This is a genomic window from Streptomyces sp. NPDC091649 (assembly GCF_044756785.1).
Taxonomy (GTDB): Bacteria; Actinomycetota; Actinomycetes; order Streptomycetales; family Streptomycetaceae; genus Streptomyces.
The window spans coordinates 234,879-259,762 of the sequence record NZ_JBIVTR010000001.1; the positions used below are offsets into that span (position 1 = coordinate 234,879).

17 protein-coding genes are annotated in these 24,884 nt (G+C 72.5%); 3 read left to right on the plus strand and 14 right to left on the minus strand.

Annotation, left to right across the window (positions count from 1 at the left end):
- Nucleotides 1-247 precede the first annotated feature (247 nt).
- From serA to ACIQMU_RS01085, 6 genes are all read right to left on the minus strand, one after another.
- Nucleotides 248-1,840 (minus strand): phosphoglycerate dehydrogenase, encoded by a 1,593-nt coding sequence (gene serA / locus ACIQMU_RS01060; RefSeq protein ID WP_352238352.1) that lies wholly within the window; start codon nucleotides 1,838-1,840, stop codon nucleotides 248-250.
- A gap of 287 nt (nucleotides 1,841-2,127) precedes the next feature.
- Nucleotides 2,128-3,129, minus strand: coding sequence for a ketol-acid reductoisomerase (gene ilvC, locus ACIQMU_RS01065; protein ID WP_352238351.1), 1,002 nt, complete (start codon nucleotides 3,127-3,129; stop codon nucleotides 2,128-2,130).
- 115 nt (nucleotides 3,130-3,244) lie between these two features.
- On the minus strand, nucleotides 3,245-3,772 hold the full coding sequence (ilvN, locus tag ACIQMU_RS01070) for an acetolactate synthase small subunit (protein WP_003966072.1): 528 nt from the start codon (nucleotides 3,770-3,772) through the stop codon (nucleotides 3,245-3,247).
- A 23-nt stretch (nucleotides 3,773-3,795) separates the two neighbouring features.
- Nucleotides 3,796-5,652 (minus strand): acetolactate synthase large subunit, encoded by a 1,857-nt coding sequence (locus ACIQMU_RS01075; protein ID WP_352238350.1) that lies wholly within the window; start codon nucleotides 5,650-5,652, stop codon nucleotides 3,796-3,798.
- A gap of 218 nt (nucleotides 5,653-5,870) precedes the next feature.
- Nucleotides 5,871-8,693, minus strand: a complete 2,823-nt coding sequence (locus ACIQMU_RS01080; protein WP_352238566.1) for an EAL domain-containing protein — start codon at nucleotides 8,691-8,693, stop codon at nucleotides 5,871-5,873.
- 402 nt (nucleotides 8,694-9,095) lie between these two features.
- Nucleotides 9,096-10,043 carry a 2-hydroxyacid dehydrogenase gene (locus ACIQMU_RS01085; protein ID WP_352238349.1) on the minus strand — a complete coding sequence of 316 codons (948 nt, stop codon included), beginning with the start codon at nucleotides 10,041-10,043 and terminating at the stop codon, nucleotides 9,096-9,098.
- Nucleotides 10,044-10,444: 401 nt separating this feature from the next.
- Between ACIQMU_RS01085 and ACIQMU_RS01090 the strand changes: the two genes are divergently transcribed.
- From ACIQMU_RS01090 to ACIQMU_RS01100, 3 genes are all read left to right on the plus strand, one after another.
- Nucleotides 10,445-11,401, plus strand: coding sequence for an aldo/keto reductase (locus ACIQMU_RS01090; RefSeq protein ID WP_352238565.1), 957 nt, complete (start codon nucleotides 10,445-10,447; stop codon nucleotides 11,399-11,401).
- Nucleotides 11,402-11,685: 284 nt separating this feature from the next.
- Entirely contained in the window at nucleotides 11,686-12,897 is a 1,212-nt protein-coding gene (locus ACIQMU_RS01095) for a PQQ-dependent sugar dehydrogenase (RefSeq protein ID WP_352238348.1), read from the plus strand.
- A 38-nt stretch (nucleotides 12,898-12,935) separates the two neighbouring features.
- Entirely contained in the window at nucleotides 12,936-13,250 is a 315-nt protein-coding gene (locus ACIQMU_RS01100) for a DUF6191 domain-containing protein (protein ID WP_352238347.1), read from the plus strand.
- Nucleotides 13,251-13,308: 58 nt separating this feature from the next.
- Here ACIQMU_RS01100 and ACIQMU_RS01105 read toward each other — a convergent pair whose 3' ends face one another.
- From ACIQMU_RS01105 to ACIQMU_RS01140, 8 genes are all read right to left on the minus strand, one after another.
- Nucleotides 13,309-16,551 carry an AAA family ATPase gene (locus ACIQMU_RS01105; protein ID WP_402688010.1) on the minus strand — a complete coding sequence of 1,081 codons (3,243 nt, stop codon included), beginning with the start codon at nucleotides 16,549-16,551 and terminating at the stop codon, nucleotides 13,309-13,311.
- Between the two features lie 2 nt (nucleotides 16,552-16,553).
- Nucleotides 16,554-16,727: a hypothetical protein gene (locus ACIQMU_RS01110; RefSeq protein WP_352238346.1), complete on the minus strand. Its 174-nt coding sequence runs from the start codon at nucleotides 16,725-16,727 to the stop codon at nucleotides 16,554-16,556.
- Nucleotides 16,728-16,949: 222 nt separating this feature from the next.
- On the minus strand, nucleotides 16,950-17,666 hold the full coding sequence (locus ACIQMU_RS01115) for a hypothetical protein (RefSeq protein ID WP_402688011.1): 717 nt from the start codon (nucleotides 17,664-17,666) through the stop codon (nucleotides 16,950-16,952).
- Nucleotides 17,667-17,751: 85 nt separating this feature from the next.
- On the minus strand, nucleotides 17,752-18,309 hold the full coding sequence (locus tag ACIQMU_RS01120) for a GNAT family protein (protein ID WP_352238344.1): 558 nt from the start codon (nucleotides 18,307-18,309) through the stop codon (nucleotides 17,752-17,754).
- Nucleotides 18,287-20,554, minus strand: a complete 2,268-nt coding sequence (locus tag ACIQMU_RS01125; RefSeq protein ID WP_402688012.1) for an MMPL family transporter — start codon at nucleotides 20,552-20,554, stop codon at nucleotides 18,287-18,289. Before ACIQMU_RS01125 ends, ACIQMU_RS01120 begins: the two co-directional genes overlap by 23 nt.
- Nucleotides 20,555-20,764: 210 nt before the next feature.
- A complete protein-coding gene (locus tag ACIQMU_RS01130) occupies nucleotides 20,765-22,870 on the minus strand; it encodes a phosphocholine-specific phospholipase C (protein WP_402688013.1) in 2,106 nt (701 codons plus the stop codon).
- A gap of 254 nt (nucleotides 22,871-23,124) precedes the next feature.
- On the minus strand, nucleotides 23,125-24,633 hold the full coding sequence (gene gatB, locus ACIQMU_RS01135; protein WP_402688014.1) for an Asp-tRNA(Asn)/Glu-tRNA(Gln) amidotransferase subunit GatB: 1,509 nt from the start codon (nucleotides 24,631-24,633) through the stop codon (nucleotides 23,125-23,127).
- A gap of 16 nt (nucleotides 24,634-24,649) precedes the next feature.
- A complete protein-coding gene (locus tag ACIQMU_RS01140) occupies nucleotides 24,650-24,883 on the minus strand; it encodes a hypothetical protein (RefSeq protein WP_336680144.1) in 234 nt (77 codons plus the stop codon).
- Nucleotide 24,884 lies beyond the last annotated feature (1 nt).

A 24,884-nucleotide genomic window follows, 5' to 3' on the forward strand; every position in this document is an offset into this window, starting at 1 on the left:
ATCCGACCCCCGGTGCCCACGAGTGACATGACGACGGGTCACGCTACGGCCGGGGGCCTCCCACGTCGTGGGCCCCAGGGCCCAACCCCGGGCCCACCCGGGGTTGGTCAGCCCCGGCGCCCGGAAACGCACCGTACCCGGCGGCGGGACCTCTCGTCCGGGACGAGTGGCCCCGCTGCCGGGTACGGAGCGGGGGCGTACCGCTGTGCGCCTGCGTCAGCCGGTGAGGTTCACCGGAGTGTCGGCGTCAGTCGGTGAGATTCACCGAGCGGGCCGAGGAGGCGCCGATCTCCTCGGCGATCTCGGTCAGCACCGGCTGCGGGACCGTGTCGTCGACGGTGAGGACGACGAGCGCCTCGCCGCCCACGGCAGCCCGGGACACCTGCATGCCCGCGATGTTCAGCCCGGCCTCGCCGAGGATCTTGCCGACCGCGCCCACCACACCGGGACGGTCCTGGTAGCGCAGGACGGCCATGTGGTCGGCGAGCGCCAGGTCGACGTCGTGCTCACCGATGGCGACGATCTTCTGGAGGTTCTTCGGGCCCGCCAGCGTGCCGGAGACCGAGACCTCCTGACCGTCCGAGAGCGTGCCGCGCACGGTGACCACGTTGCGGTGGTCGGGCGACTCGGAGCTGGTGGTGAGGCGGACCTCGACACCGCGCTCCTGCGCGAACAGCGGGGCGTTGACGTAGCTGACGGTCTCGTCGACGACGTCCTCGAAGACGCCCTTGAGCGCGGACAGCTCCAGCACCTTGACGTCGTGCTGGGTGATCTCGCCGTACACCTCGACGTCGAGCCGGGCCGCGACCTCGCCCGCGAGCGCGGTGAAGATACGTCCGAGCTTCTCGGCGAGCGGCAGACCGGGGCGTACGTCCTCGGCGATGACGCCGCCCTGGACGTTGACCGCGTCCGGGACCAGCTCGCCGGCCAGCGCGAGGCGGACGGACTTGGCCACCGCGATGCCGGCCTTCTCCTGCGCCTCGTCGGTGGAGGCGCCGAGGTGCGGGGTGCAGACGACCTGGTCGAACTGGAACAGCGGGGAGTCGGTGCAGGGCTCCTTCGCGTACACGTCGAGGCCGGCGCCCGCGACGCGGCCCTCCTTGAGCGCGGAGGCCAGGGCCTCCTCGTCGACGATCCCGCCGCGCGCGGCGTTGACGATGCGCACCGAGGGCTTCACCTTGTGCAGCGCCTCGTCACCGATCAGCCCCAGCGTCTCGGGGGTCTTGGGCAGGTGCACCGTGATGAAGTCGGCGACCTCCAGCAGCTCGTCCAGGCTGAGGAGCTTGACGCCCATCTGTGCGGCGCGGGCCGGCTGGACGTAGGGGTCGTAGGCGACGATCTTCATGCCGAAGGCCGACATGCGCTGGGCGACCAGGACGCCGATGCGGCCGAGGCCGACGACGCCGAGGACCTTCTCGCTGAGCTCGACCCCGGTGTACTTCGAGCGCTTCCACTCGCCGTTCTTCAGCGCGGAGTTGGCCTGCGGGATGTTGCGCGCGGTGGCCACCAGCAGACCGCAGGCCAGTTCGGCCGCGGTGACGATGTTGGAGGTGGGGGCGTTGACGACCATCACGCCGGCCTTGGTGGCCGAGGAGACGTCGACGTTGTCCAGTCCGACGCCCGCGCGGGCCACGACCCGGAGCTTCTTGGCGACGGCGATGGCCTCGGCGTCGACCTTGGTGGCGGAGCGCACCAGGATGGCGTCGACGTCCGCGATCGCGGGGAGAAGCTCGGCGCGGTCCGCGCCGTTGCAGTGCCGGATCTCGAAATCCGGACCCAGAGCGTCCACGGTGGCGGGCGACAGCTCTTCAGCGATGAGTACGACAGGTTTCGAGCTCACGTGAGTCCTCACAAGTCCAGTGCGGACGGCCGTCCCGACGGCCGCAGGCGGTGGAGGGGCTAGCCGCGTGGTAGACGCACGACACTGTGGGCCCTGACGCGTGTATGTGCTGAGAAGTGTAGTCGTGCGACGGGCTTCGTACCGCGCCCCGGTGGAAGGATCACCCGCACGAGGTGGACCTCGTGTACACCCGTACGGAACAGCCCCTCCGGTACTCCCGTACGGAGTGGCTTCCCCGGTACTGCGGGGCGGGGCGGACCCGTCCGGATCCGCCCCGCCCCCATGACTTATGCCTCTTCGTCGTTCACCCAGCTCATGAGCTTGCGCAGCTCGCGGCCCGTGGTCTCCAGCAGGTGGTCGCTGTCGGCCTTCTTGTACTCGTTGTACTTGGGCAGACCGTTGTGGTACTCGGCCATCCACGCCTTGGCGAAGGTGCCGTCCTGGATCTCGGTGAGCACCTTCTTCATCTCGGCCTTGGTGGCGTCGGTGATGATCCGGGGGCCGGTGACGTAGTCGCCCCACTCGGCGGTCTCCGAGATGGACCAGCGCATCTTCTCCAGGCCGCCCTCGTACATGAGGTCGACGATGAGCTTCAGCTCGTGCAGGCACTCGAAGTACGCGATCTCCGGCTGGTACCCGGCCTCGGTCAGCGTCTCGAAACCGGCCTTGACCAGGGCGGCGGTGCCACCGCAGAGAACGGCCTGCTCACCGAACAGGTCAGTCTCGGTCTCCTCGGTGAAGGTCGTCTTGATGACGCCGGCGCGGGTGCCGCCGATGCCCTTGGCGTACGACAGGGCCAGCTCCAGGCCCTTGCCCGAGGCGTCCTGCTCGACGGCCACGATGCACGGGACGCCGCGGCCCTCCTCGTACTGGCGGCGGACCAGGTGGCCCGGGCCCTTGGGCGCGACCATGCAGACGTCGACGCCGGCCGGCGGCTTGATGAAGCCGAAGCGGATGTTCAGGCCGTGGCCGAAGAACAGCGCGTCGCCGTCCTTGAGGTTGTCCTTGACGGACTCCTCGTAGACCTGGGCCTGGACCGGGTCCGGGACGAGGATCATGATGACGTCGGCCTCGGCGGCGGCCTCGGCCGGGGTCACCACGCGCAGGCCCTGCTCCTCGGCCTTGGCCTTGGACTTCGAGCCCTCGTGCAGACCGACGCGGACGTCGACGCCGGAGTCACGGAGCGACAGCGCGTGGGCGTGGCCCTGGCTGCCGTAACCGAGAACCGCGACCTTGCGGCCCTGGATGATGGACAGGTCGGCATCGTCGTCGTAGAACAGCTCGGCCACTGGGTCTTCTCCTTGGTGTGCAGGTGTTGCGTCCCACCGTACGGCGGGGTGCGTCGTTGCGTTGTCGGGTCTTGCCATGCGAGCGGAGCCGTGGGCTCCGCCCCGGTCCGTCCGCTCAGGCCGAGCGGTCGAGGGCGCGCAGGGACCGGTCGGTGATCGAGCGCGCGCCGCGCCCTATGGCGATGGTGCCGGACTGGACGAGCTCCTTGATGCCGTACTGCTCCAGCATCTTGAGCATCGCCTCCAGTTTGTCGGCGCCTCCGGTCGCCTCGATCGTGACGGCCTCCGGGGACACGTCGACGGTCTTGGCGCGGAACAGCTGGACGATCTCGACGATCTGGGAGCGGGTCTCGCTGTCGGCGCGGACCTTCACCAGGACGAGCTCCCGCTGGATCGCGGCGGCGGGCTCGAGTTCGACGATCTTCAGGACGTTGACCAGCTTGTTGAGCTGCTTGGTCACCTGCTCCAGGGGCAGGCCCTCGACATTCACGACGATGGTGATGCGGGAGATGTCGGGGTGCTCGGTGGTACCGACCGCGAGTGAGTCGATGTTGAAGCCGCGTCGGGAGAACAGCGCGGTGATCCGGGCGAGGACACCGGGCTTGTTCTCGACCAGGACGGAGAGCGTGTGCTTTTCGGACATGGGAGTCGTTCTCTCTCTGTCTCTCAGTCGTCTTCGTTGTCGCCGAAGTCGGGGCGGACGCCGCGGGCGGCCTGGACCTCGTCGTTGGAGGTGCCGGCGGCCACCATCGGCCAGACCATGGCGTCCTCGTGGACGATGAAGTCGATCACGACGGGGCGGTCGTTGATGGAGTTGGCCTCTTCGATGACCTTGTCCAGGTCGGCCGGGTCCTCGCAGCGGATGGCGTAGCAGCCCATGGCCTCGGACAGCTTGACGAAGTCCGGGACGCGGGTGCCCTTGGCCGGGACGCCGTCCGTGTCCGCGCCGGAGTGCAGCACGGTGTTGGAGTAGCGCTGGTTGTAGAAGAGGGTCTGCCACTGGCGGACCATCCCGAGCGCGCCGTTGTTGATGACGGCGACCTTGATCGGGATGTTGTTGAGCGCGCAGGTGGTCAGTTCCTGATTGGTCATCTGGAAGCAGCCGTCGCCGTCGATGGCCCAGACCGTCCGGTCGGGCATCCCGGCCTTGGCGCCCATGGCGGCCGGGACCGCGTACCCCATCGTCCCGGCGCCGCCGCTGTTGAGCCAGGTGGCGGGCTGCTCGTAGTCGATGAAGTGGGAGGCCCACATCTGGTGCTGGCCGACGCCCGCCGCGAAGATCGTGCCCTCGGGGGCGAGCTTGCCGATGCGCTGGATGACCTGCTGCGGGGAGAGGCTGCCGTCCTCGGGCAGGTCGTAGCCGAGCGGGTAGGTGTCGCGCCAGCGGTTGAGGTCCTTCCACCACGCGGCGTAGTCGCCGGTGCGGCCCTCGGTGTGCTCGGCCTGCACGGCCTGGACCAGATCGGCCAGGACCTCACGGGCGTCGCCCACGATGGGCACGTCGGCGGTGCGGTTCTTGCCGATCTCGGCCGGGTCGATGTCGGCGTGGACGATCTTGGCGTACGGGGCGAAGCTGTCCAGCTTGCCGGTGACGCGGTCGTCGAAGCGGGCTCCGAGGGCGACGATCAGGTCCGCCTTCTGCAGCGCGGTGACGGCGGTGACCGCACCGTGCATGCCGGGCATTCCCACGTGCAGCGGGTGGCTGTCGGGGAAGGCGCCGAGCGCCATCAGGGTGGTGGTGACGGGCGCACCGGTCAGCTCCGCGAGGACCTTCAGCTCGGCGGTGGCCCCGGCCTTCAGGACGCCGCCGCCGACGTACAGCACGGGGCGCTTGGCCTGGGTGATCAGCTTCGCGGCCTCGCGGATCTGCTTGGCGTGCGGCTTGGTCACCGGGCGGTATCCGGGCAGGTCCTGGACGGGCGGCCAGCTGAAGGTGGTCCGCGCCTGGAGGGCGTCCTTGGCGATGTCGACGAGGACGGGTCCGGGGCGGCCGGTGGAGGCGATGTGGAACGCCTCGGCGATGGTGTGCGGGATGTCCTCGGCTTTGGTGACCAGGAAGTTGTGCTTGGTGATCGGCATCGTGATGCCGCAGATGTCGGCTTCCTGGAAGGCGTCGGTGCCGATCGCCTGGGAGGCGACCTGGCCGGTGATCGCGACGAGCGGCACGGAGTCCATGTGCGCGTCGGCGATCGGGGTGACCAGGTTGGTGGCGCCGGGGCCCGAGGTGGCCATGCAGACGCCGACCTTGCCGGTGGCCTGCGCGTACCCGGTGGCGGCGTGGCCGGCGCCCTGCTCGTGACGGACGAGCACGTGGCGGACCCGGGTGGAGTCCATCATCGGGTCGTAGGCGGGAAGGATCGCACCGCCGGGAATGCCGAATACCGTGTCGGCGCCGACTTCCTCGAGAGAGCGGATGAGGGACTGCGCGCCCGTGACGTGCTCAACGGCGACGGACGGCTGTCCGCCGTTACGGGCGCGCGGCTGCGGGTGGTGGGCCCCGGTGGCCTGCTCGGTCATCGGCATTCTCTTCTCGAAGCTGAGGGTTTTCGCGGGTGTTTTACAGCGTTTTGAGAGGTGTCGGTGCAACAAAAAACCCCTCGTGCCGTGAGGCAAGCGAGGGGAGCGCGCCGGGTGCGGTCCGCAGAGTGTCGTGGAGTGACTCCGCTTCAGCCGACGCGCTTTCCAAGTACGAGAATTCGGGTGCGCATGGCATTGACCCTCTCTCCGGCACGCATGACGTGTCAAGTAGGTGGGACGGGCGTCTCAGCATGTGATCCGGTGAGCAGCGGAATCGAGCCGCCCGCCATCACCGGCCGGGGGCCGGGGATGCCCGGCACGGGAAACTCCCCCCGCACCAGGGCGCGTCGCAGCCGGTACTCGTCCAGCGGGCCCGAGAAGGCCATCCCCTGGCCGTGGGTGCACCCCATGGCACGCAGGGCCAGGACTTGTTCGGGGACGTCGACGCCGTCCGCGACGGACTGGAGTCCGAGGTCGCAGGCGATCCGCAGGAGGCCGCTGGTGATCTTGTGCAGCCTGGCCGATTCGACCACCCCCTCCACCAGGTTCCGGTCGAGCTTCAGTACGTCGATGGGGAGCCGGCGCAGCGCGTTGATCGCGGCGAAGCCGCTGCCGAAGCCGTCGAGCGCGATCCGCACCCCGAGGCGGCGCAGGGACACCAGGCGCTGTTCCAGGGCGTCGAAGGAGACGCGCGGGTCGCTGTCGGCGACCTCGACCATCAGGGCGCCCGAGGGCAGGCCGTGGCGGGTCAGCAGCGCCTCGATGGAGCCGGGGGGCGGCGCCGCGTCCAGCAGCCGGGCGGCGGAGAGCCGGACGGAGACGGAGACGGGGTGCCCGGCCCTGGCCCGGTCGGCGGCCTGGGCCACCGCCTCCTCCAGGAGCCAGTTGCCGAGCTCGGCGGTGCGGTCGTCGTCGCCGGAGACCCTCAGGAACTCGGCGGGGGTGAAGAGGATGCCCTGGGCGGAGCGCCAGCGGGCCTGGGCGGCGACGGCGGCGATGGAGCCGCTGGCGAGGTGGACGACGGGCTGGTGGAGCAGGGCGAACTCGCCGTCGCGCAGGGCGGTGCGCAGCCGGGTGGCCAGCTCGGATCGGCGTACGACGTCGGCCTGCATCTGGGGGGCGTACAGCTCGACCCGGTCCTTGCCGCCGGCCTTGGCGCGGTACATCGCGAGGTCCGCGTTGCGCATGAGGTCGGTGGGGCTGATGCCGGGTTCGGCGAAGGCCACGCCGATGGAGGCCGCCACCCGGACCTCGCTGGGGCCGATCCGGTAGGGCTGGGAGAGGGTGAGGCGCAGCCGGTCGGCGATCTCGTGGACCTGGTACTCCCGGGCGCCCTGGTCGCGGGTGCCGTCGCCCATGATGAGCGCGGCGAACTCGTCGCCGCCGAGCCGGGCGGCGGTGTCGCCGGCGCGGACGGAGTCCTGGAGGCGGCGGCCGGCCTGGACGAGGAGTTCGTCGCCCGCTTGGTGGCCGATGGTGTCGTTGACCGCCTTGAAGCCGTCGAGGTCGATGAAGAGGACGGCGGTGCCCGAGTCGCCCGAGCGGCGGCCGCCGAGCGCCTGGCGGACCCGGGCGGTGAACAGGGCCCGGTTGGGCAGGTCGGTGAGCGGGTCGTGCTCGGCGTTGTGCTGCAACTGGGCCTGGAGTCTGACCCGTTCCGTGACGTCCCGGCTGTTGAGGAGGAGGCCGCCCTGGTGGCGGTTGACGGTCGACTCGACGTGGAGCCAGTCGCCGGCACCCGAGCGGAAGCGGCATTCGATGCGGGTGGTGGGTTCCTCGCGCGGCGGGGCGGCGAGGAAGCGCCGCACCTCGTGGACGAACCGGCCCAGGTCCTCGGGGTGGATGATCGAGGAAAGCTCGGAGCCGACGAGGTCCTCCGCCTCGCGTCCGTAGACCCCGGCGGCGGCGGGGCTGACGTAGCGCAGGGTGCCGTTGGGCGCGGCGATCATGATGACGTCGCTGGAGCCCTGCACCAGGGAGCGGAAGTGGTTCTCCTTCTGGGCCAGCTCCTGGGTGAGCGAGATGTTGTCGAGGAGCATGATGCCCTGCCGGACGACCAGCGCCAGGACGACGGTGCAGCCGGTGAAGATGACGACGCGGTCCACCCGGCGGCCGTCGACCACGTTGTACAGGATGCCCAGCGTGCAGACGGCGGCGGCGAGATACGGGGTCAGGGCCGCCAGGGAGCCGGCGATCGGGCGGCTGGCGATGGCTCGCGGGGGGCCGGGGCGGGCGGGCGGCCGGGTCCCGCGCCGGGTGCCCCAGGGGGCGTAGGCGAGGAGCAGCGACCCGGCGAACCAGCCGGCGTCGAGGAGTTGGCCCGAGTGATAGGTGGAGCGCAGCAGCGGTGAGGTGAACACCGCGTCGCTCAGCACGGTGAGCGCCAGGGCGGCGATGGCGGTGTTCACCGCGGACCGGTTCACCCCGGACCGGCGGAAGTGCAGGGCGAGCACCATCGACACGAGCACGATGTCGAGCAGCGGATAGGCCAGCGAGAGGGCCGCGGGCGCGACGCTGGCGTCCTGGAAGCCCGTCAGGTGCGTGGTGTGCGCGAGGGCGAGGCTCCAGGCGAGCGTCAGCAGGGAGCCGCCGATCAGCCAGGCGTCCAGGGCCAGGCACACCCAGCCGGCGCGGGTGACGGGGCGCTTGGCGAGCACGAGCAGCCCGACGATGGCGGGCGGCGCGAAGCAGAGGAAGAAGAGGTCGGCCAGGGAGGGCGTGGGCACGGCGACGCCGAGGATCACCTCGTACCAGCCCCAGACGGCGTTTCCGCAGGCCGCCATGAGGGAGGAGAGCGCGAACAGCAGCCACGCGGGCCGCAGTCGGCCCGTGCCCGCCCGTGCGTAGAGGAAGCAGGAGACCGCGGCGATCAGCGCTGCCGCGGCGAGACCGAAGTCGCCCATGACGAGCGCCACTCGCGACGATCCCCAGCCGAAGGCGGCACCCACCGAATACCCCGCGCAGACGACGCCGAGCAGGATGCGGGACCGCATCCCCGTCGTGCCGGAGGTGGACCGCGGGGCGAGCAGGGTCCCCAGCGCGCTCACCGGAGGGCTCCCCGCCCCGCCGGAGACGTGCCCCCCGGCGCCCGGTGCTTCTCCGGGCCCTGCCGGCGCCGCTCGCTCCGGCCCGGCCGGGGCCGCTTCGGCACCGTCGCTCCGGGGCAGGGATCCGGCCATCGGCGGGCGCTGCGCTCCGTCGGCGCGGACGGCCTCGACGGTGCGCCCGTCCGCGTCGGATCGTCTCTCCATGGCCAGCACATCGCCCGTCGCCCCCTCGCGTTCCGGTGCTCCCCCCGCGCCGTCCCTTCCACGGCGCAGCCCCCCGGATCGGACGATACACCAGATTCGTCACTCAGGGCCATAGATTCTCTACGCTCTGTGACGAAATGCGAGGTGAAGGGCACCGCGTGCGTCCGGACCGCCCTCCGGTGAGCCCGTCGTGGAGGGTCAGCCGGTGGTGCGTACGACGTTGTCCACCGGTTCTCCGGCGGCGAACCGGGTGAGCTGTGCGGCCAGCAGCCGCTTGGCGCGCGGTTCGAACGCCGAGGTGCTGCCGCCCACATGAGGCGTGATCAAGACATGCGGAGCATGCCAGAGAGGATGGCCCGCGGGCAGGGGTTCCGGGTCGGTCACGTCGAGTGCGGCCCGCAGGCGTCCGGACTCGAGTTCGGACAACAGGGCCTCGGTGTCGACGACTCCGCCGCGGGCGACGTTGACCAGGAGGGCCCCGTCGGGCATCGCGGCGAGGAACCCGGCGTCCACCAGCCCCCGCGTGGAGGCGTTCAGCGGGGTGGAGAGGATCACGACGTCGGCCTCGGGCAGCAGGGCGGGCAGCGAGTCGAGCGGGTGCACGGGACCGCGTGCGGTGGTCCGCGCGGAGCGCGCGACGCGCGCCACCCGCGCGCACTCGAACGGGGCGAGCCGGTCCTCGATGGCCGAGCCGATGGAGCCGTAGCCCACGATGAGGACGGACTTGCCGGCGAGCGCCGGGTAGAAGCCGGAGCGCCACTCCTCCTTGCCCTGGCCGTGGACGAACCCGGGAACATCCCGCAGGGAGGCGAGGATCAGGGTGAGCGCCAGCTCGGCGGTGGACGCCTCGTGCACCCCCTTGGCGTTGCAGAGCCGCACCCCCGCGGGCAGCAGGCCGAGGCCCGGCTCCACGTGGTCGATGCCGGCGGAGAGTGTCTGTACGACCCGGACGGCGCTCATCGCGGCGAGCGGGCGCACCGCGACCTCGGGGCCTTTCATGTAGGGGACGACGTAGTAGGCGCAGTCGGCCGGATCTCCGGGGAAGTCCGGTTCGCCGTCCCAGAAGAGGTAGTCGAGGCCCTCGGGGAGCCCGTCGATCTCATCGGCCGGAAAGGGCAGCCACACGCGGGCAGTCGTCGCAGTCATGGTCAGGAGGCTATGCGACGGGTGTGCGAGCGCTCCAGGACGGCTGCGCGCTCGACCGGTTCGGGCAGAGGCTACTTTGGGGGGGGCGGCACGGTCCGTGACGGCGGGAGCGGGAGCCGGCGGGCCCGGACCAGGCGTCGCCCGGCCGACGGGAGTGCGATGGCGGGCCCCGGGGCCCGCGGTCACGCTGCCGTCGTCGCCCGAAGGGCGGCCGGGGGCTCTGCCGGTGAGGTGCGGTCGCACGGCGCCGGAGTGGTCTCGCGGCGGGGCTGCCAGGACGTTTCGGCAGCGCCGCGAGCGTGGCGTGCCGGACGCCGCCCGGCGGGCGGGCATGTGACGGCAGGCCCTAGGGAGGGTTCGGGGAGTTGGAGTGCAGGACTATCGGGGCCGCGGGGTTCGCCGTGGGGGCGGTCGGGCTGGGCTGTATGCCGATGAGCTGGGGCTACAGCGCGTCGCAGCGGCTCGGCGACCGTTCGGTGCGGACGGTGCACGCGGCGCTGGACGCGGGCGTCCGGCTGCTCGACACCGCGGACATGTACGGGCCGTTCACCAACGAGCTGCTGGTGGGGCGGGCGCTGAAGGGCCGCCGCCAGGAGGCGTTCGTCTCCACCAAGTGCGGCTTGCTGGTGGGCGATCAGCACATCGTCGCCAACGGCCGGCCGGGGTACGTCCGGCGGGCCTGTGACGCCTCGCTGCGGCGGCTCCAGACCGATGTGATCGACCTGTACCAGTTGCACCGGGCCGACCCCGAGGTGCCGGTGGAGGAGACCTGGGGTGCGATGGCGGAGCTGGTCACCGCGGGCAAGGTGCGCTCGCTGGGCCTGTGCGCGGTGGGCGCGCGGGCCCCGCGCCGGTCGGGCGAGGGGCCGCACGAGGGAACGATCCGGCAGCTGGAGCGGATCCAGCAGGTCTTCCCGGTCAGCGCCGTCGAGGCGGAGCTGTCGGTGTGGTCGCGGGAGGCGCTGGCGGAGCTGCTGCCGTGGTGCGTGGCGCGCGGCGTCGGGCTGCTGGCCGCGATGCCGCTGGGCAGCGGCTATCTGACCGGGACGCTGAAGCCGGGCCAGGGTTTCGAGCCGGAGGACCTGCGGGCCCGCCATCCGCGGTTCACGGCGGAGGTGATGGCGGCGAACCAGCCGGTGGTGGCCGGGCTGCGGCGGGTCGCGGAGCGCCGCGGGGCGACCGTGGCCCAGGTGGCACTGGCGTGGGTGCTGCGTCAGGGCCCGCACGTGGTGCCGGTGCCGGGGGCGAAGCGGGAGCGGTGGGCGGTGGAGAACGCCGGGGCGGCGCGGGTGGTCCTGGACGACCGGGACCTCACGGAGATCGACGGGCTGCCCGCCGCGCGCGAGTCGTGGGACTGAGCGTCACGGGACCGCTCGCCGAGGTACGGAGTCCGGCGGGGGCGGTCGCACGGTGGCCGGGCCGGCCGTCACGCTGCCGGCCTGACCCGGCCGGGCGTCATGTGGCCGGTCGCCGTGTGGCGTCCGGCGGGAGAATGGGCGCATCGGGAACTCCTGGACCGGCCGCGGTGTAGTAACGGGTAAGGGTTGTCCCGCAATTCCCCAGGTGCCGTAGCCGTCGTCGCGCGCCCGCCGGGGGTTACGGGACAGCCCTTGGTCAGGCAACCGTCGAAAGGATCGGTTCCGTGCGTGGTGCTCTGTTCGGACCTGTGCAGTCCCCGGCGATGCGCAGGGGGGCGGTGGCCGTGCTGGCGTCGGCCGCCCTGCTGCTGTCCGCCGCGTGTTCCGGCGACGGGGACGGGGGGCCGTCCGGCCGGCCCGCCGGTCCCCCGAGCGCCTCGGGGGACTCCGCTCCCTCGGCCTCGCCGAGCCGGTCGGCGGACCGGCCGCCCGCGAAGGGTTCGGCGAAGGTCGTCTCGACGCTGACCGAGGGCCTGAAGTCGCCCTGGGGGCTGGCCCCGCTGCCGGGCGGTGACCTGCTGGTGTCCTCGCGCGACGAGGGCACGGTGCAGCGCATCGACGGCGAGAGCGGGAAGAAGACGCTGCTGGGCGAGGTGCCCGGGGTGTCCCCGGGCGGCGAGGGCGGGCTCCTGGGGCTCGCCGTCTCCTCGACGTTCGGCGCGGACCGGCTGGTGTACGCCTACTTCACCACCACATCCGACAACCGGATCGTCCGTATGAGTTACGACGAGAAGCGCCCGGCCGGACAACAGCTCGGGGCCCCGGACACCGTGCTCCGCGGCATCCCCAAGGGCAGCGTCCACAACGGGGGCCGGATCGCGTTCGGTCCGGACAGGATGCTGTACGCGGGCACGGGCGAGACCGGGGACACCGGGCTGGCCCAGGACAAGGAGTCGCTGGCGGGCAAGATCCTGCGGATGACCCCCGACGGCGAGCCGGTGCACGGCAATCCGGAGGCGGACTCGGTGGTGTATTCGTACGGGCACCGCAATGTGCAGGGGCTCGCCTGGGACGCGCGGAAACGGCTGTGGGCCGCCGAGTTCGGCCAGGACACCTGGGACGAGCTGAATCTGATCGAGCCCGGCGGCAACTACGGCTGGCCCGAGGTGGAGGGCCGGGAGGGCGAGGGCGGGTTCGTCGACCCGGTGGCCCAGTGGAAGACCTCGGAGGCGTCCCCCAGCGGGATCGCGTACGCGGAGGGCTCGATCTGGATGGCCGGTCTGCGCGGCGAGCGGCTGTGGCGGATTCCGCTGTCCGGCGAAGGGACCGAGGAACCTTCCGCGGACCCCCAGGCGTTCCTGGAGGAGAAGCACGGCCGCCTGCGCACTGTGGTGAGTGCGGGGAGCGGCCGTCTGTGGCTGGTCACCAGCAACACGGACGGACGGGGCACGCCGAAGCCCGGGGACGACAGGATTCTCCGGGTGGACGTGCGGTAGCCGTCCGCCCGCGCGGCATGTCGGAGGGAGCACGGCCGGTGTTCAATTTCTTCGAGGATCTCTTCTCCCCGGGACGCAAACACGTCTCCGACGAGCGCAAGCGGCTGGAGCTGAGCCGGGTGGAGCTCGGCGTCGGCGATCCGAACCGGGGGCCGATAGATCTGGTCTCCGGCAAGGTGACCGTCCGCGCCCCGATCGCGGACGGCGCCCCCGGGCCCGGCGAGGGTTGCCTGCGGCCGGCCGTGCCCGAGCGGGACGTTGTGCCGGAGCGGGACGCCGTGCTCGACCGGCCGCGGCCCGGGCAGCCGGCGAGCGGGCCGCAGCGCCGCGCGGACGAGGAACCCGAGGCGTAGTGGCCGGGGCCGGGGCGGGCGTCGGCGCGGTGGGGAGCCGACGCCCGCCCCGGAGCCGTTACGCGGCCGGGTAGAGCCTCAGGCGGTGGGCGAGGGCCGCTGCCTCGCCCCGGCTGGAGACGCCGAGCTTGGCCAGGATGTTGGAGACGTGGACGCTCGCGGTCTTCGGCGAGATGAACAGCTCCTCGGCGATCCTGCGATTGGTGTGCCCGGCCGCCACCAGGCGGTGCACATCCTGTTCGCGCGGGGTCAGCCCCAGGGACGCCACGGCGGCGACGGCGGGATCCCGCTCCTCGGGCGACGGCGGCCCGGAGCCCCCCGCGTCGGATGCGTCGGCCAGGGCGGCCGGACGGATCGCGGCGTCGTGGCCGAGTGCCGTGCCGGAGCCGTCCAGAGCGATGCGGGCCCGGGCCGCCAGCTGTTCGACCGCCTCGGTGAGCGGGCGTGCGCCGAGTCGTCGGGCGGCCTCGTGGGCGCGGTGCAGCAGGGCCGTGGCGGTGGACCGGTCGCCGGGGGCGATGAGCAGGGACTCCGCCCAGCGGCGGTGGACCTGGGCCAGTTCGTACGGGCGGCTCAGCGGGCCGAACGCCTCGGCGGCGCGCGCCCAGTGCGCGGGGGTGTCCGTGCCCTCGGCGCGGGCCAGCTCCGCTTCGATGAGGACGCCGTGGGCCGCCCACACGGGCACGAGCATCGGAAGGTTCTTCGCGCACCGGCGGATCAGCGCGAGCAGTTGTGCGCGGTCCGGTTCGGCGGCGGGCAGCCCGCGGGCGTCGGCCTCGATCATGGCGGCGGTCTGGAGCAGGGGCAGGGCGTAGCGCTGGGTGCCGGGCGGGAAGCCGTGCCGGGCCAGTTCCTCGAAGGCGGCCCGCGCGTCGGCGAGTCTGCCCTGGGCGGCGGCGAGCAGCACGGCGTGCCGGACCGGAGTGATCAGGTGCTGGGGCTGCGGATCGCGCTGACCGAAGTGCCGGCGGGTCAGGGCGAGCAGCTCCTCCCCCTCGGCGATGTCCCCGCGCGCGACGGCCAGTTCGGTACGGCGGAGAGCCGCGAGGCCCTTCGCCTTCGCGGCGAGCGCGAGGCGGTCGGCGGACGCGGCGGCGGCCTCGCTCTGGTCCCAGTGCCCGAGGGAGAACAGGGACTGCGCCTGGTTGGCGTACACCCAGGCGCCGGAGTCGGCCAGGCCGTGCCGGTGACACACCTGGATGCCGTGGTCGGCGGCGGCGACGGCCTCCAGCGAGCGGCCCATCGCTTCGAGCGAGGAGGGCAGGTTGATGCTGGCCCGGCCCAGGAGGTGCACCAGTCCCCGCTCCTCGGCGCGGTCCCGGACCGCGTACATCTCGGCGAGCCCGTCCTCCACGCCGCCCGCGTCCGCGGTGAGCCAGCCCCGGGTGAGGCGGGCGTGCAGCTCGATGTACTCGTCGCCCACGAGCCGGGCGTACTCCACGGCGCGGTCGCTGTCGGCGAGCGCCTGGGGGCCCGGCTGGTGCAGCGCCCGCCAACTGGCCACATTGGTCAGGACGTCGGCCTGCACGGGGGACGGCGGGAGCCCGCGCACCAGTTCCTGCGCGGTGGCGAGCTCCTCCCAGCCGTCCCCCTTGTCGAGCCCCTGCATCAGCCGGGACCGCTGGACCCAGAACCATGCCTCGCGCAGTGGATCGGCCTCGGACGCCAGGACGCGCATCGCCTTCTTGGAGATGGCGAGGGAGCGCTTGCGGTCGCCGCCGAAGCGGGCGGCGACGGTGGCCTCGGCCATCACGTCCAGGTAGCGCAGCGGCGTGTGCTCCGGGTCGCAGCCGGAGGCCGGGTAGACCTCCGCGTAGTCGAAGGGGCGCAGGGTGGCGCGTACCGCGTCGGGCACGTCGTCCCAGAGCTCCATCGCCCGCTCCAGCAGCCTCAGTTGCTCGGAGTAGGCGTAGCGGCGGCGGGCCTCGACGGCGGCCCGGAGCACGGCGGGCAGGGCCTTGGCCGCGTCGTGGGCGGCGTACCAGTAGCTGGCGAGGCGGGTGGCGCGTTCGTCGTCCCGGACGAGCGAGGGGTCGGCCTCCAGGGCTTCGGCGTACCGGCGGTTGACGCGGGTTCGTTCGCCGGGCAGCAGGTCGTCGCTGACGGCCTCGCGGACCAGGGAGTGCCGGAAGCGGTAGCCGTCGTTGTCCGGCGCGGGTTGCAGCAGGTTGGCGCCGACGGCCGCGCGCAGGGCCTCGTCGAGGTCGTCCTCGCCGAGTCCGGCGACGGCGGCCAGCAGTTCGTGTTCGACGAAGGAGCCGCCCTCCGCGACGGTCCGGGCGATTCGCTGGGCGTGCTCGGGGAGTGCCTCCACGCGGACGAGCAGGAGGTCGCGGAGCGATTCGGTCAGCCCGGAGCTGTCGCCGCAGCACTCCAGGGAGCGGGCCAGCTCCTCGACGAAGAAGGCGTTGCCGTCGGAGCGGTCGAAGATCTCGTCGACGAGCCGGGCCTCGGGGGTCTCGGCAAGGATCCCGGCGAGCTGGCGGCCGACCTCGTCATGGCTGAACCTGTCCAGCTCGACGCGGGTGACGGTGCGCAGCCGGTCCAGCTCGGCGAGGAGCGGGCGCAGGGGGTGGCGGCGGTGGATGTCGTCGGCCCGGTAGGTGCCGACGACCACGAGGCGGCCGCTGCTCAGGGTGCGGAAGAGATAGGCGAGCAGGTGCCGGGTGGAGGCGTCGGCCCAGTGCAGGTCCTCCAGGACGAGGACGACCGCGCGGTCCGCGGAGATCCGCTCCAGCAGGCGTGCGGTGAGTTCGAAGAGGCGGGCGATGCTGTGCTCGTCGGTCGCGTCCCCGTGGACCTCGCCCAGCTCGGGCAGGAGCCGGGCCAGCTCGCCCTCCTGGCCGGCGCAGGCGGCGGCCGTCTCCTCGGGCAGGGCGCGGCGCAGCGCGCGCAGGGCGGCGGGGAACGGGGCGAACGGCAGCCCGTCGGCCCCGATCTCGACGCAGGACCCGACGGCCACCACGGCGTCGCGGCGTTCGGCCGCCGCGACGAACTGCTCGACCAGGCGGGTCTTGCCGACGCCCGCCTCGCCGCCGATCAGCAGGGCCTGCGGATCGCCGGACGCGGCCCGCGCGAGTGCCTCGGTGAGCGAGGCGAGCTCCTCGGTGCGCCCGACGAACACGGGGCTGACTGACCTGGTCTCCACGCCGCCGAGCATCGCATACGCGTAGGAGGCGACGGCACCCCTTTCGCTGACGGTGATCATGTTCCCGGCGCGGTCCGGGCCCGCCCCGCCCGGCCCCGAGGGGGCGTCGGCGGGGCCGGTGCCCGGCGCGGTGGTCGTCCCGGGCGCGGACATCGTCAGGCGGCGGGAGCGAAGCGGGTGCGGTCCTGCACCGCCTTCCCTTCGGGGTCACCGCGTCCGGTGCGGCGGGCGGCCCGGCGGGCGCGGCGGGCCCGGCCGATCTCGCGCTCGGCGTCGGCCCGGCGGATCAGCTCGGCGGAGGTGGAGCGGTAGAGCTCGTACTCGTACATGGCGGGTCCCTGATTCCTGGTCGTGGCAGCGGACCGGGGGGCGCCCGGCCGGTCGGCCGGGGCCCTGTGTTCGCTGTGTGTCCACTGTCGTCGGCCAGGAGGGGGTGCCGCATCGGGCGAGTTCCGCATCTTCCCCGTGCCGGGGGCCTTAGGGCCGGCCTCCGGGTGTCCGAGGGGCGGGCGGGCGCCCCGGGCCGGTGCCGTAGGGGCGCCGGAGCGGGGTCAGCCGCCGGCCGGTGCGCCCGCACTGGGCAGGGCGACGAAGAGGTCGAGGTACATGCCCGCGGAGATCAGCACCCCGATGACGCCGAGGGCGACACCGGCCAGGGCGACCGCGCGGACCCAGGTGGGCTGCGGCCGCTCGGAGGGGGCGCCGAAGGCGGGGCGGACCAGGACGAAGGCGCCGACGAGCAGGGACAGGACGGCGAAGAGGCCGTTGACCAGGGCGGTGGCGTGCCAGGCGTCCCCGTAGATCTCGGAGATCTGCTGGGCCGGGCTGCCGCCACCGGCGGTCGCGATCTGGCCGATGAGCGTCTCGCGCTCGGCGGCGACCCGGCCGGTCCACGCGCCGGTCAGGGCGACGACGCCCAGGGCGGCGGAGACGACGGCCGCCGCGCCCGCGCCGACGCCGTGGCGGGCTTCGGCGAAGGCGTCGGGCTCCGCGTCCCCGTCCCCGTCCTCGTCCTCGGCACCGGGCTGCCCGGCGAGGTCGTCGGGGGCCGTGGCGGAGTCGGACGGCGTACCGGCCGGGCCGGACGGCGTGCCGGGGGTGCCGGACGGCATGTCGGCGTCCTCCGCCGGGGGCTCCCCGGCCGGGGGGTCCTTCGCTACGGGCTCCTCCGTGACGGCGTCGGCGGCGCCCTCGGCGGGGCCGGTCGTCCCGGCGGGCGGGGGTGTGGTCGTGGGCGGGGTCGTCGTCCTGGAGGGGGTGGTGTTCATACGCCGCACGCTAGGCGGCCCGGATGAGAGCCCTCTTAACACCGGGACCGCGCACACCGGGACCGCGCCCGGGCCGCGCCGGTACTCAGCGCTCGGTGCGGGCCCGCCACTCCGGGGCGAGGACGGACCAGATCTCGGAGTCGTGACGTACGCCCCGGTAGTGGTAGTTCTCCCGGAGCACCCCGTCGCGGGTCATCCCGAGCCGCTTCGCCACCGCGATCGACCTGGTGTTCGCGGCGGAGGCGACCCACTCCACGCGGTGCATGCCGCGCTCGTGCACCGCCCAGCCGATCAGGTGCTCGGCCGCGCGGGTGACCAGGCCGCGGCCCTGGGCGGCGCTCTCCAGCCACACGCCGATCTCGCAGTTGCCCGACTTCGCGTCGAAGACCCGGAAGAGGACACCGCCGACGAGGGCGCCGTCCAGCCAGATGCCGTACAGCCGCCCGGTGTCCGCCGCCTGCTTCTCCGCGTACCGCTGGAGCAGGGCGGTCGCCGACTCCAGGTCGGTGGCGAAGGACGCGAACGGGATCCAGGGGTCGACCACGTCCCGGGCCCGGTCCATATGGGCGAGGAACTCCGCGGCCTGCCAGACCTCCAGCGGGCGCAGCTCGGCCGTGTCGTCACCCAGCGATATGGCGAACATCGTGCTCCTTCTCGGGCTCCCGGACCAGTTCGGCACGCTCGTCCGACGGTTCGGTCCCGTCGTCCGCGCGCGCCTCGGGAATCCTCGCACGGGACGGCACGCAGTCGGGCGGCTCGATGCTGATCCGAGGCAGCCGCCTGTCCAGCCAGCCCGGCAGCCACCAGTTCGCTCCGCCGAGCATGTGCATGAGGGCGGGTACGAGCAGGGTGCGCAGGACGAAGGCGTCCAGGGCCACGGCGGTGGCCAGCGCGATGCCGAACATGGCGATGACCCGGTCGCCGCTGAGCACGAAGGCGAGGAAGACGGAGATCATGATCACGGCGGCGGAGTTGATGACCCGGCCGGTCTCGGCGAGGCCGACGCGGACCGAGCGCCGGTTGTCGCCGGTCTCCAGCCACTCCTCGTACATCCGGCCGACCAGGAAGACCTGGTAGTCCATGGAGAGGCCGAAGAGGACCGAGACCATGATCACGGGGAGGAAGGGCTCGATGGGCCCGGCGCTGCCGAGACCGAGGAGTTCGCTCCCCCAGCCCCACTGGAAGACGGCCACGACGACGCCGAAGGAGGAGGCGACGGCGGCCACGTTCATCACGGCGGCCTTCACGGGGATGCCGATGGACCGGAAGGCCAGGAGCAGCAGCAGGCAGCCGAGTCCGATGACGACCCCCACGAAGAGGGGCAGCTTCCCGACGATGATCTCGGCGAAGTCGTCGTAGCTCGCCGTCACCCCGCCGACATGGGCTTCCAGCGAGGTGTCGTCCTGGACCGGCGGCAGTACGTCGTCCCGGATCCGGTCGACCAGTTCGCTGGTGTCCTGCGACTGGGGGGACGAGTCGGGGACGACGGTGAGGAAGGCGGTGTCGCCGGCGCTGTTGTAGGTGGCCGGGCTCACCGAGGCGACGCCTTCGGTGGCGCGCAGCTCCTCGGGCAGCGAGTTGAGCGCCAGCCGGTCGTCCGCGCCGTCGAGCTGGGCGGCGATGGTGAGGGGGCCGTTGACGCCGGGCCCGAAGCCGTCGGCGAGCAGGTCGTACGCCTGCCGGGTGGTGGCGGTGGCCGGGTTGTTGCCCTGGTCGGAGGTGCCCAGGTGGAGGCCGAGCGCGGGCAGGGCGAGCACCAGCATGACGACGGCCGCGATCCCGCCCAGGAGCTTGGGGTGGCGCTCCACGAAGGCCGACCAGCGGGCGGCGAAGCCGGTGGGCAGTTCGGGCCGCGGGCCGTGTTCGGCGAGCTGCCGCCGTTCGCGGCGGCTGAGTGCCCGCATGCCGATGAGGGAGAGCAGGGCGGGCAGCAGGGTGACCGAGGCCAGCACGGTGAGGACGACGGTGAGCGAGGCGGCGATGGCGACGCCGTTGAGGAAGCCGAGCCGCAGGATCAGCATGCCGAGCAGGGCGATGCAGACGGTGGCCCCGGCGAAGACGACGGCGCGGCCGGTGGTCGCGACGGCGTTCTGGGCGGCTTCGGGCACCGACATGCCGCGCCGCAGCCCTCTGCGGTGCCGGGTGACGATGAACAGGGCGTAGTCGATGCCCACGCCGAGGCCGATGAGCATGCCGAGCATCGGGGCGAAGTCGGCCACGGTCATCAGGTGGCCGAGCAGCACGATGCCCGCGTAGGCGGTGCCGACGGAGACCAGGGCGGTGGCGATGGGCAGCAGGCTGGCGGCGAGCGAGCCGAAGGCCAGGAAGAGCACCACGGCCGCGACGACGACGCCGACGCCCTCGGCGAGGTGGACGGAGGGTGCTTCGGTGAGGGCGACGGCGGCGCCGCCCAGCTCGACCTGGAGCCCGTCCGTCTCGGCGGCCTTCGCGGTGTCGACGAGGGCCTGTGCCTGGGCGGCGGGGATCTCGTCGGCGGGGTGGTCGAAGGTGACCTGGGCGTAGGCGGTGCGGCCGTCCGCGCTGATCCGGTCGGGGCCGGCGGCTCCGTAGGGTCCGGTGACCGCGCCGACGCCCGGCAGGTCCTCGATCGCGTGGAGCGTGCGGGTGATGGTCTGCTCGACGTCGGCGGCCCGGACCGTGGAGCCGGTGGTGTGCCAGACGACGGTGTCGGTGTCGCCGCCGAGGTCGGTGAAGCCGCGCGAGAGGAGTTCGGCGGCCCGGCCGGACTCGGTGCCGGGGATCTCGTAGTCGTTGGAGTACGCCGACCCCGCGAAGCCCGCCGCGGCGGCGGTCCCGCCGAGGGCGGCGAGCCAGATGAGGACGGCGACGAGACGGTGCCTGATGCACCAGCGGGCGATGGCGGCCAACGGACGAGCTCCCTGCGGGTTCGTGGACTTTTACCCGCAGATGACATTGTCTGCCCGTAAACGTCTCTGACCTGAGATCGTCACTCTGTCAGCAGAACGTGATCCTTTGTCCGTTTCGTGGCCATGGTCACAGGGCTTGATCTGTTCCTTACGCCCGACAGATCAGGCCCTGTGCCCCTCAGGCGGTCAGGACCGGGCCGGCCCGGCCGGTCAGCCGGAGACGCTGGCGCGGCCGTTCTCGATGTGTCCCATGAGCCGCCGTCGGAAGCCGTCCTCCCCGTCGACGGTGACGTCGAGGTCGTACCAGCCGTGGGCGTCGGCGGCCGAGTGCACGAGCGCCCGGCTCCGGCCCGGCTTGACCGTGACGCGCCGGGTCCAGTCGCGTACGTCGTCCTCGTCGACGTAGCCGAGCGGCCGCACCAGGAAGGTCAGGGCCCGGCGGCCCGTGTTGCGCAGGGTGAGGTGCAGGTCCCGGTCGCGGGGGTCGATGCGGGTGGCGACCTCCGCTCCCCCGTCGGCCGGTCCGGCGAACTCGCGCCGGAAGCCGTTCGGCCCGGTGACCGTGAAGCGGTACGCCTCCCCCGTCAGCGGGACGGTCCAGTGCGCGGTGCCCCGGACGTCCTTGTGCTGCGGGGCCGGGAACTCGCCCGCGTACGGGTACAGCGCGAAGTGCGCCGAGGACCGGCCGGTGTTGGCGAGCTCCACCCGCAGCACCTCGCCCGTACGCCGGACCCGGGCGTCCGGCTGGTACGGCAGCGGACGCGCCGGGCGTGCGCCGGGCTCCTGCTCGGGCAGCCGCTGGACGGCGGGCGGCCTCGGCTGCCAGCGTCCGCCGGCCGGCCCGATCGCCGCCGGCCGCTCCACGGAGGGCTGCCGCCGGGGCCGGTCGAAGTCGAAGGCGGAGGTGAGGTCGCCGGTGACGCGCCGCCGCCAGTCGCTGATGTTGGGTTCCCGCACACCGGTCCAGCGCTCCAGGAAGCGGATGACGGAGGTGTGGTCGAAGACCTCGGAGCAGACGTAGCCGCCGACGGTCCACGGCGAGACGACCAGCAGCGGCACCCGGATGCCGAGCCCGGTGGGCCGGCCCTCCCACTGCTCGTCGGTGACCTCGGGGGGTGCGACGGGCGGCGGGACGTGGTCGAAGAAGCCGTCGTTCTCGTCGTAGTTGATCAGTACGGCGGTGTGCCGCCACACGTCGGGATGCTTGCCGAGCGCGTCGAGGATCTTGTAGACCACGGTGGCGCTGTGGACCGGTGTGGAGACGCTCGGGTGCTCGGAGTCGATCGCCGAGGGGACCAGGTAGGAGACGGCCGGGAGCGTCCCGGACGCCACGTCCTTGGCGAACTCGTCCGCCAGCGTTCCGGTCGGCACCCGGCGCAGCCCCCGCTCGAACAGGCTGCGCTCGCGCCGGTCCAGGGTGGCGACGCCCTCCTCCAGCAGCCCGAGCAGCCGCTCCCGCTCGGCCCCGGAGGCGGCCCGGACCTTCGCGTAGAAGGCTTCCATGTACGTGTGGCCGCCGGTCCGGGCCAGCGCCTTGCGGGCGATCGCCTTGAAGGTGGCGTAGAACTCGATCTGGTTGTCGGTGAAGTTCTCCCACTCGGTGTACGTGCGCCAGCTGCGCCCGGCCTCCTCCAGCCGCTCGGCGTAGGTGGACCAGTCGTAGCCGGGGTGGGTTCCCTCGCTGTACGCGTCGTTGCCGACGGCCCGCTTCCCGTTCTGCTCGAAGCCGGTCTTCCCGCTCCAGAGGTGGTTGCGGTTGGGGCTGGTGGAGGTGTGGATCGAGGAGTGGTAGGCGTCGCAGACGGTGAAGGTGTCGGCCAGCTCGTAGTGGAGCGGGATGTCGCGGCGGTCGTAGTACGCCATCGTGGCGGCGGTCTTCGCGCTGATCCAGCCGTTCATCCAGCCGCCGCCCCATGCCCGGGCGCCGCCGTTCCAGGAGTGGTCGAGGGCTCCGATGTACTGGAGGTCCTTCTTCTGCTCCTCGGCCGCTCCGCGCACCGGGAAGGGGAGCACGGCGGTACCGGACGCGCCGGGCTGCTCGAACACCGTCCCGCCGGTGGGCAGCTCGACGGCGTTGCGGTCACCGAAGCCGCGTACGCCGCGCAGGGTGCCGAAGTAGTGGTCGAAGGAACGGTTCTCCTGCATCAGGATCACCACGTGCTTGATGGACCCGAGGTCTCCGCCGGACCCCGCGTGGGCGGGCTGCGCGGCGATGGCGGCCTGGAGCGACGGCGGCAGGAACGATCCGGCCGCAGCGGCGCCGAGTGCGCCGCCGCCCAGCGCGAAGAGCCGTCGCCGTGACATGTCCGTGGTCAAAGGAGCCTCCTGGTTCCGGTGGTTACAGCCGGGAAGCTAGTCACGCCAGGTGGCGACGGGAAGGCCCTCGTACGGCCCGGTGGTGAACGTCCAACAGGCCGGCCGGAAAGTCCAAACCGGAGGGGCGGCCTGCGAGGCGCCCCGAGGGGGCGATACGGCCGGAGGGGCGGTGCTCCCGCGCTGCGCGGGTGCACCGCCCCTCCGGGGACGCGATCGGCGGCGGCCGGGCCGCCCCGTGGGCGGCCCGCCGGGGATCAGCCCTCGACGCCGAGCTTCTCCAGGATCAGCTCGCGCACGCGGGCCGCGTCCGCCTGGCCGCGGGTGGCCTTCATGACCGCGCCGACGAGCGCGCCCGCCGCCGCGACCTTGCCGCCGCGGATCTTGTCCGCGATGGCCGCGTTGCCCGCGATGGCCTCGTCCACGGCCGTGGACAGCGCGCCCTCGTCCGAGACGACCTTCAGGCCGCGCTTCTCGACGACGGTGTCCGGGTCGCCCTCGCCGGCGAGGACACCCTCGATGACCTGGCGGGCCAGCTTGTCGTTGAGGTCGCCGGCGGCGACGAGCGCGGCCACCCGGGCGACCTGCGCCGGGGTGATCGGCAGCTCGTCCAGACCGCGGCCGGTCTCGTTGGCGTTACGGGCCAGCTCGCCCATCCACCACTTGCGGGCCTGGTCGGAGGGCGCGCCCTCCTCGGTGGTGGCGACGATCAGATCGACCGCGCCCGCGTTGAGGATGGACTGCATGTCGTGGTCGGTGACGCCCCACTCCTCCTTGAGCCGCGCCCGGCGCAGCCGGGGAAGCTCGGGGAGGCCCTTGCGGAGCTCCTCGACCCAGTCGCGCGCGGGCGCGACGGGGACCAGGTCCGGCTCGGGGAAGTAGCGGTAGTCCTCGGCGTTGTCCTTGATGCGGCCGGCCGTGGTGGAGCCGTCCTCCTCGTGGAAGTGCCGGGTCTCCTGCACGATCGTGCCGCCCGAGGACAGCACGGCGGCGTGCCGCTGGATCTCGAAGCGCGCGGCCCGCTCGACGGAACGCAGCGAGTTCACGTTCTTCGTCTCGGAGCGGGTACCGAACGCCTCGCGGCCGTGCGGGCGCAGCGACAGGTTCACGTCGCAGCGCATCTGGCCCATCTCCATGCGCGCCTCGGAGACCCCGAGAGCCTTGATCAGCTCGCGGAGTTCGGCGACGTACGCCTTGGCGACCTCGGGGGCTCGGGCGCCGGCTCCATCGATCGGCTTGGTGACGATCTCGATGAGCGGGATGCCGGCCCGGTTGTAGTCGAGCAGGGAGTGGGACGCGCCGTGGATACGGCCGGTGGCGCCGCCGACGTGCGTCGACTTGCCGGTGTCCTCCTCCATGTGGGCGCGCTCGATCTGCACCCGGAAGATCTCGCCGTCCTCCAGCTGGACGTCCAGATAGCCGTCGAAGGCGATCGGCTCGTCGTACTGGGAGGTCTGGAAGTTCTTCGGCATGTCCGGATAGAAGTAGTTCTTCCGGGCGAAGCGGCACCAGTCGGCGATCTCGCAGTTGAGCGCGAGACCGATCTTGACGGCCGACTCGACGCCGATCTCGTTGACGACCGGCAGCGCGCCGGGCAGTCCGAGGCAGACGGGGCAGGTCTGGGAGTTGGCGTCCTGCTTCAGCTCCGTGGAGCAGCCGCAGAACATCTTGGTCTTGGTGCCGAGCTCGACATGGACCTCAAGGCCCATGACGGGGTCGTAGGACGCGAGCGCGTCCTCGTACGACACCAGGTCAGTGACAGTCACGGTGAAACTTTCCCTCTCAGCCCAGCAGGACGTCGTCGTCGCCGAGACGCTTCAGTTCGCGATAGAGGATCGCGAGTCCGGTGACGATGGCGGCCGCGGAGACGGCCGCGTCGACGAGCCGCAGCACGTCGTTGTCCTCGCGCGCGAGCTTCGCCTGCTTGGCGACGGTGATCGCGCCGAACGCGGTACTGCCGAGCGAGATGTACAGCCCGGTCTTGGACTTCTTGAAGTTACTGGCCTTCTTTGCCATG

Coding starts and splice junctions, on each gene's coding strand:
- ACIQMU_RS01140 (WP_336680144.1), bottom strand. CDS start 24,883: ATGGCAAAGAAGGCCAGTAACTTCAAGAAGTCCAAGACCGGGCTGTAC.
- ACIQMU_RS01085 (WP_352238349.1), bottom strand. CDS start 10,043: ATGACTGCGACGACTGCCCGCGTGTGGCTGCCCTTTCCGGCCGATGAG.
- ACIQMU_RS01115 (WP_402688011.1), bottom strand. CDS start 17,666: ATGAACACCACCCCCTCCAGGACGACGACCCCGCCCACGACCACACCC.
- ACIQMU_RS01110 (WP_352238346.1), bottom strand. CDS start 16,727: ATGTACGAGTACGAGCTCTACCGCTCCACCTCCGCCGAGCTGATCCGC.
- ACIQMU_RS01075 (WP_352238350.1), bottom strand. CDS start 5,652: ATGCCGATGACCGAGCAGGCCACCGGGGCCCACCACCCGCAGCCGCGC.
- ACIQMU_RS01120 (WP_352238344.1), bottom strand. CDS start 18,309: ATGTTCGCCATATCGCTGGGTGACGACACGGCCGAGCTGCGCCCGCTG.
- ACIQMU_RS01105 (WP_402688010.1), bottom strand. CDS start 16,551: ATGTCCGCGCCCGGGACGACCACCGCGCCGGGCACCGGCCCCGCCGAC.
- ilvN (WP_003966072.1), bottom strand. CDS start 3,772: ATGTCCGAAAAGCACACGCTCTCCGTCCTGGTCGAGAACAAGCCCGGT.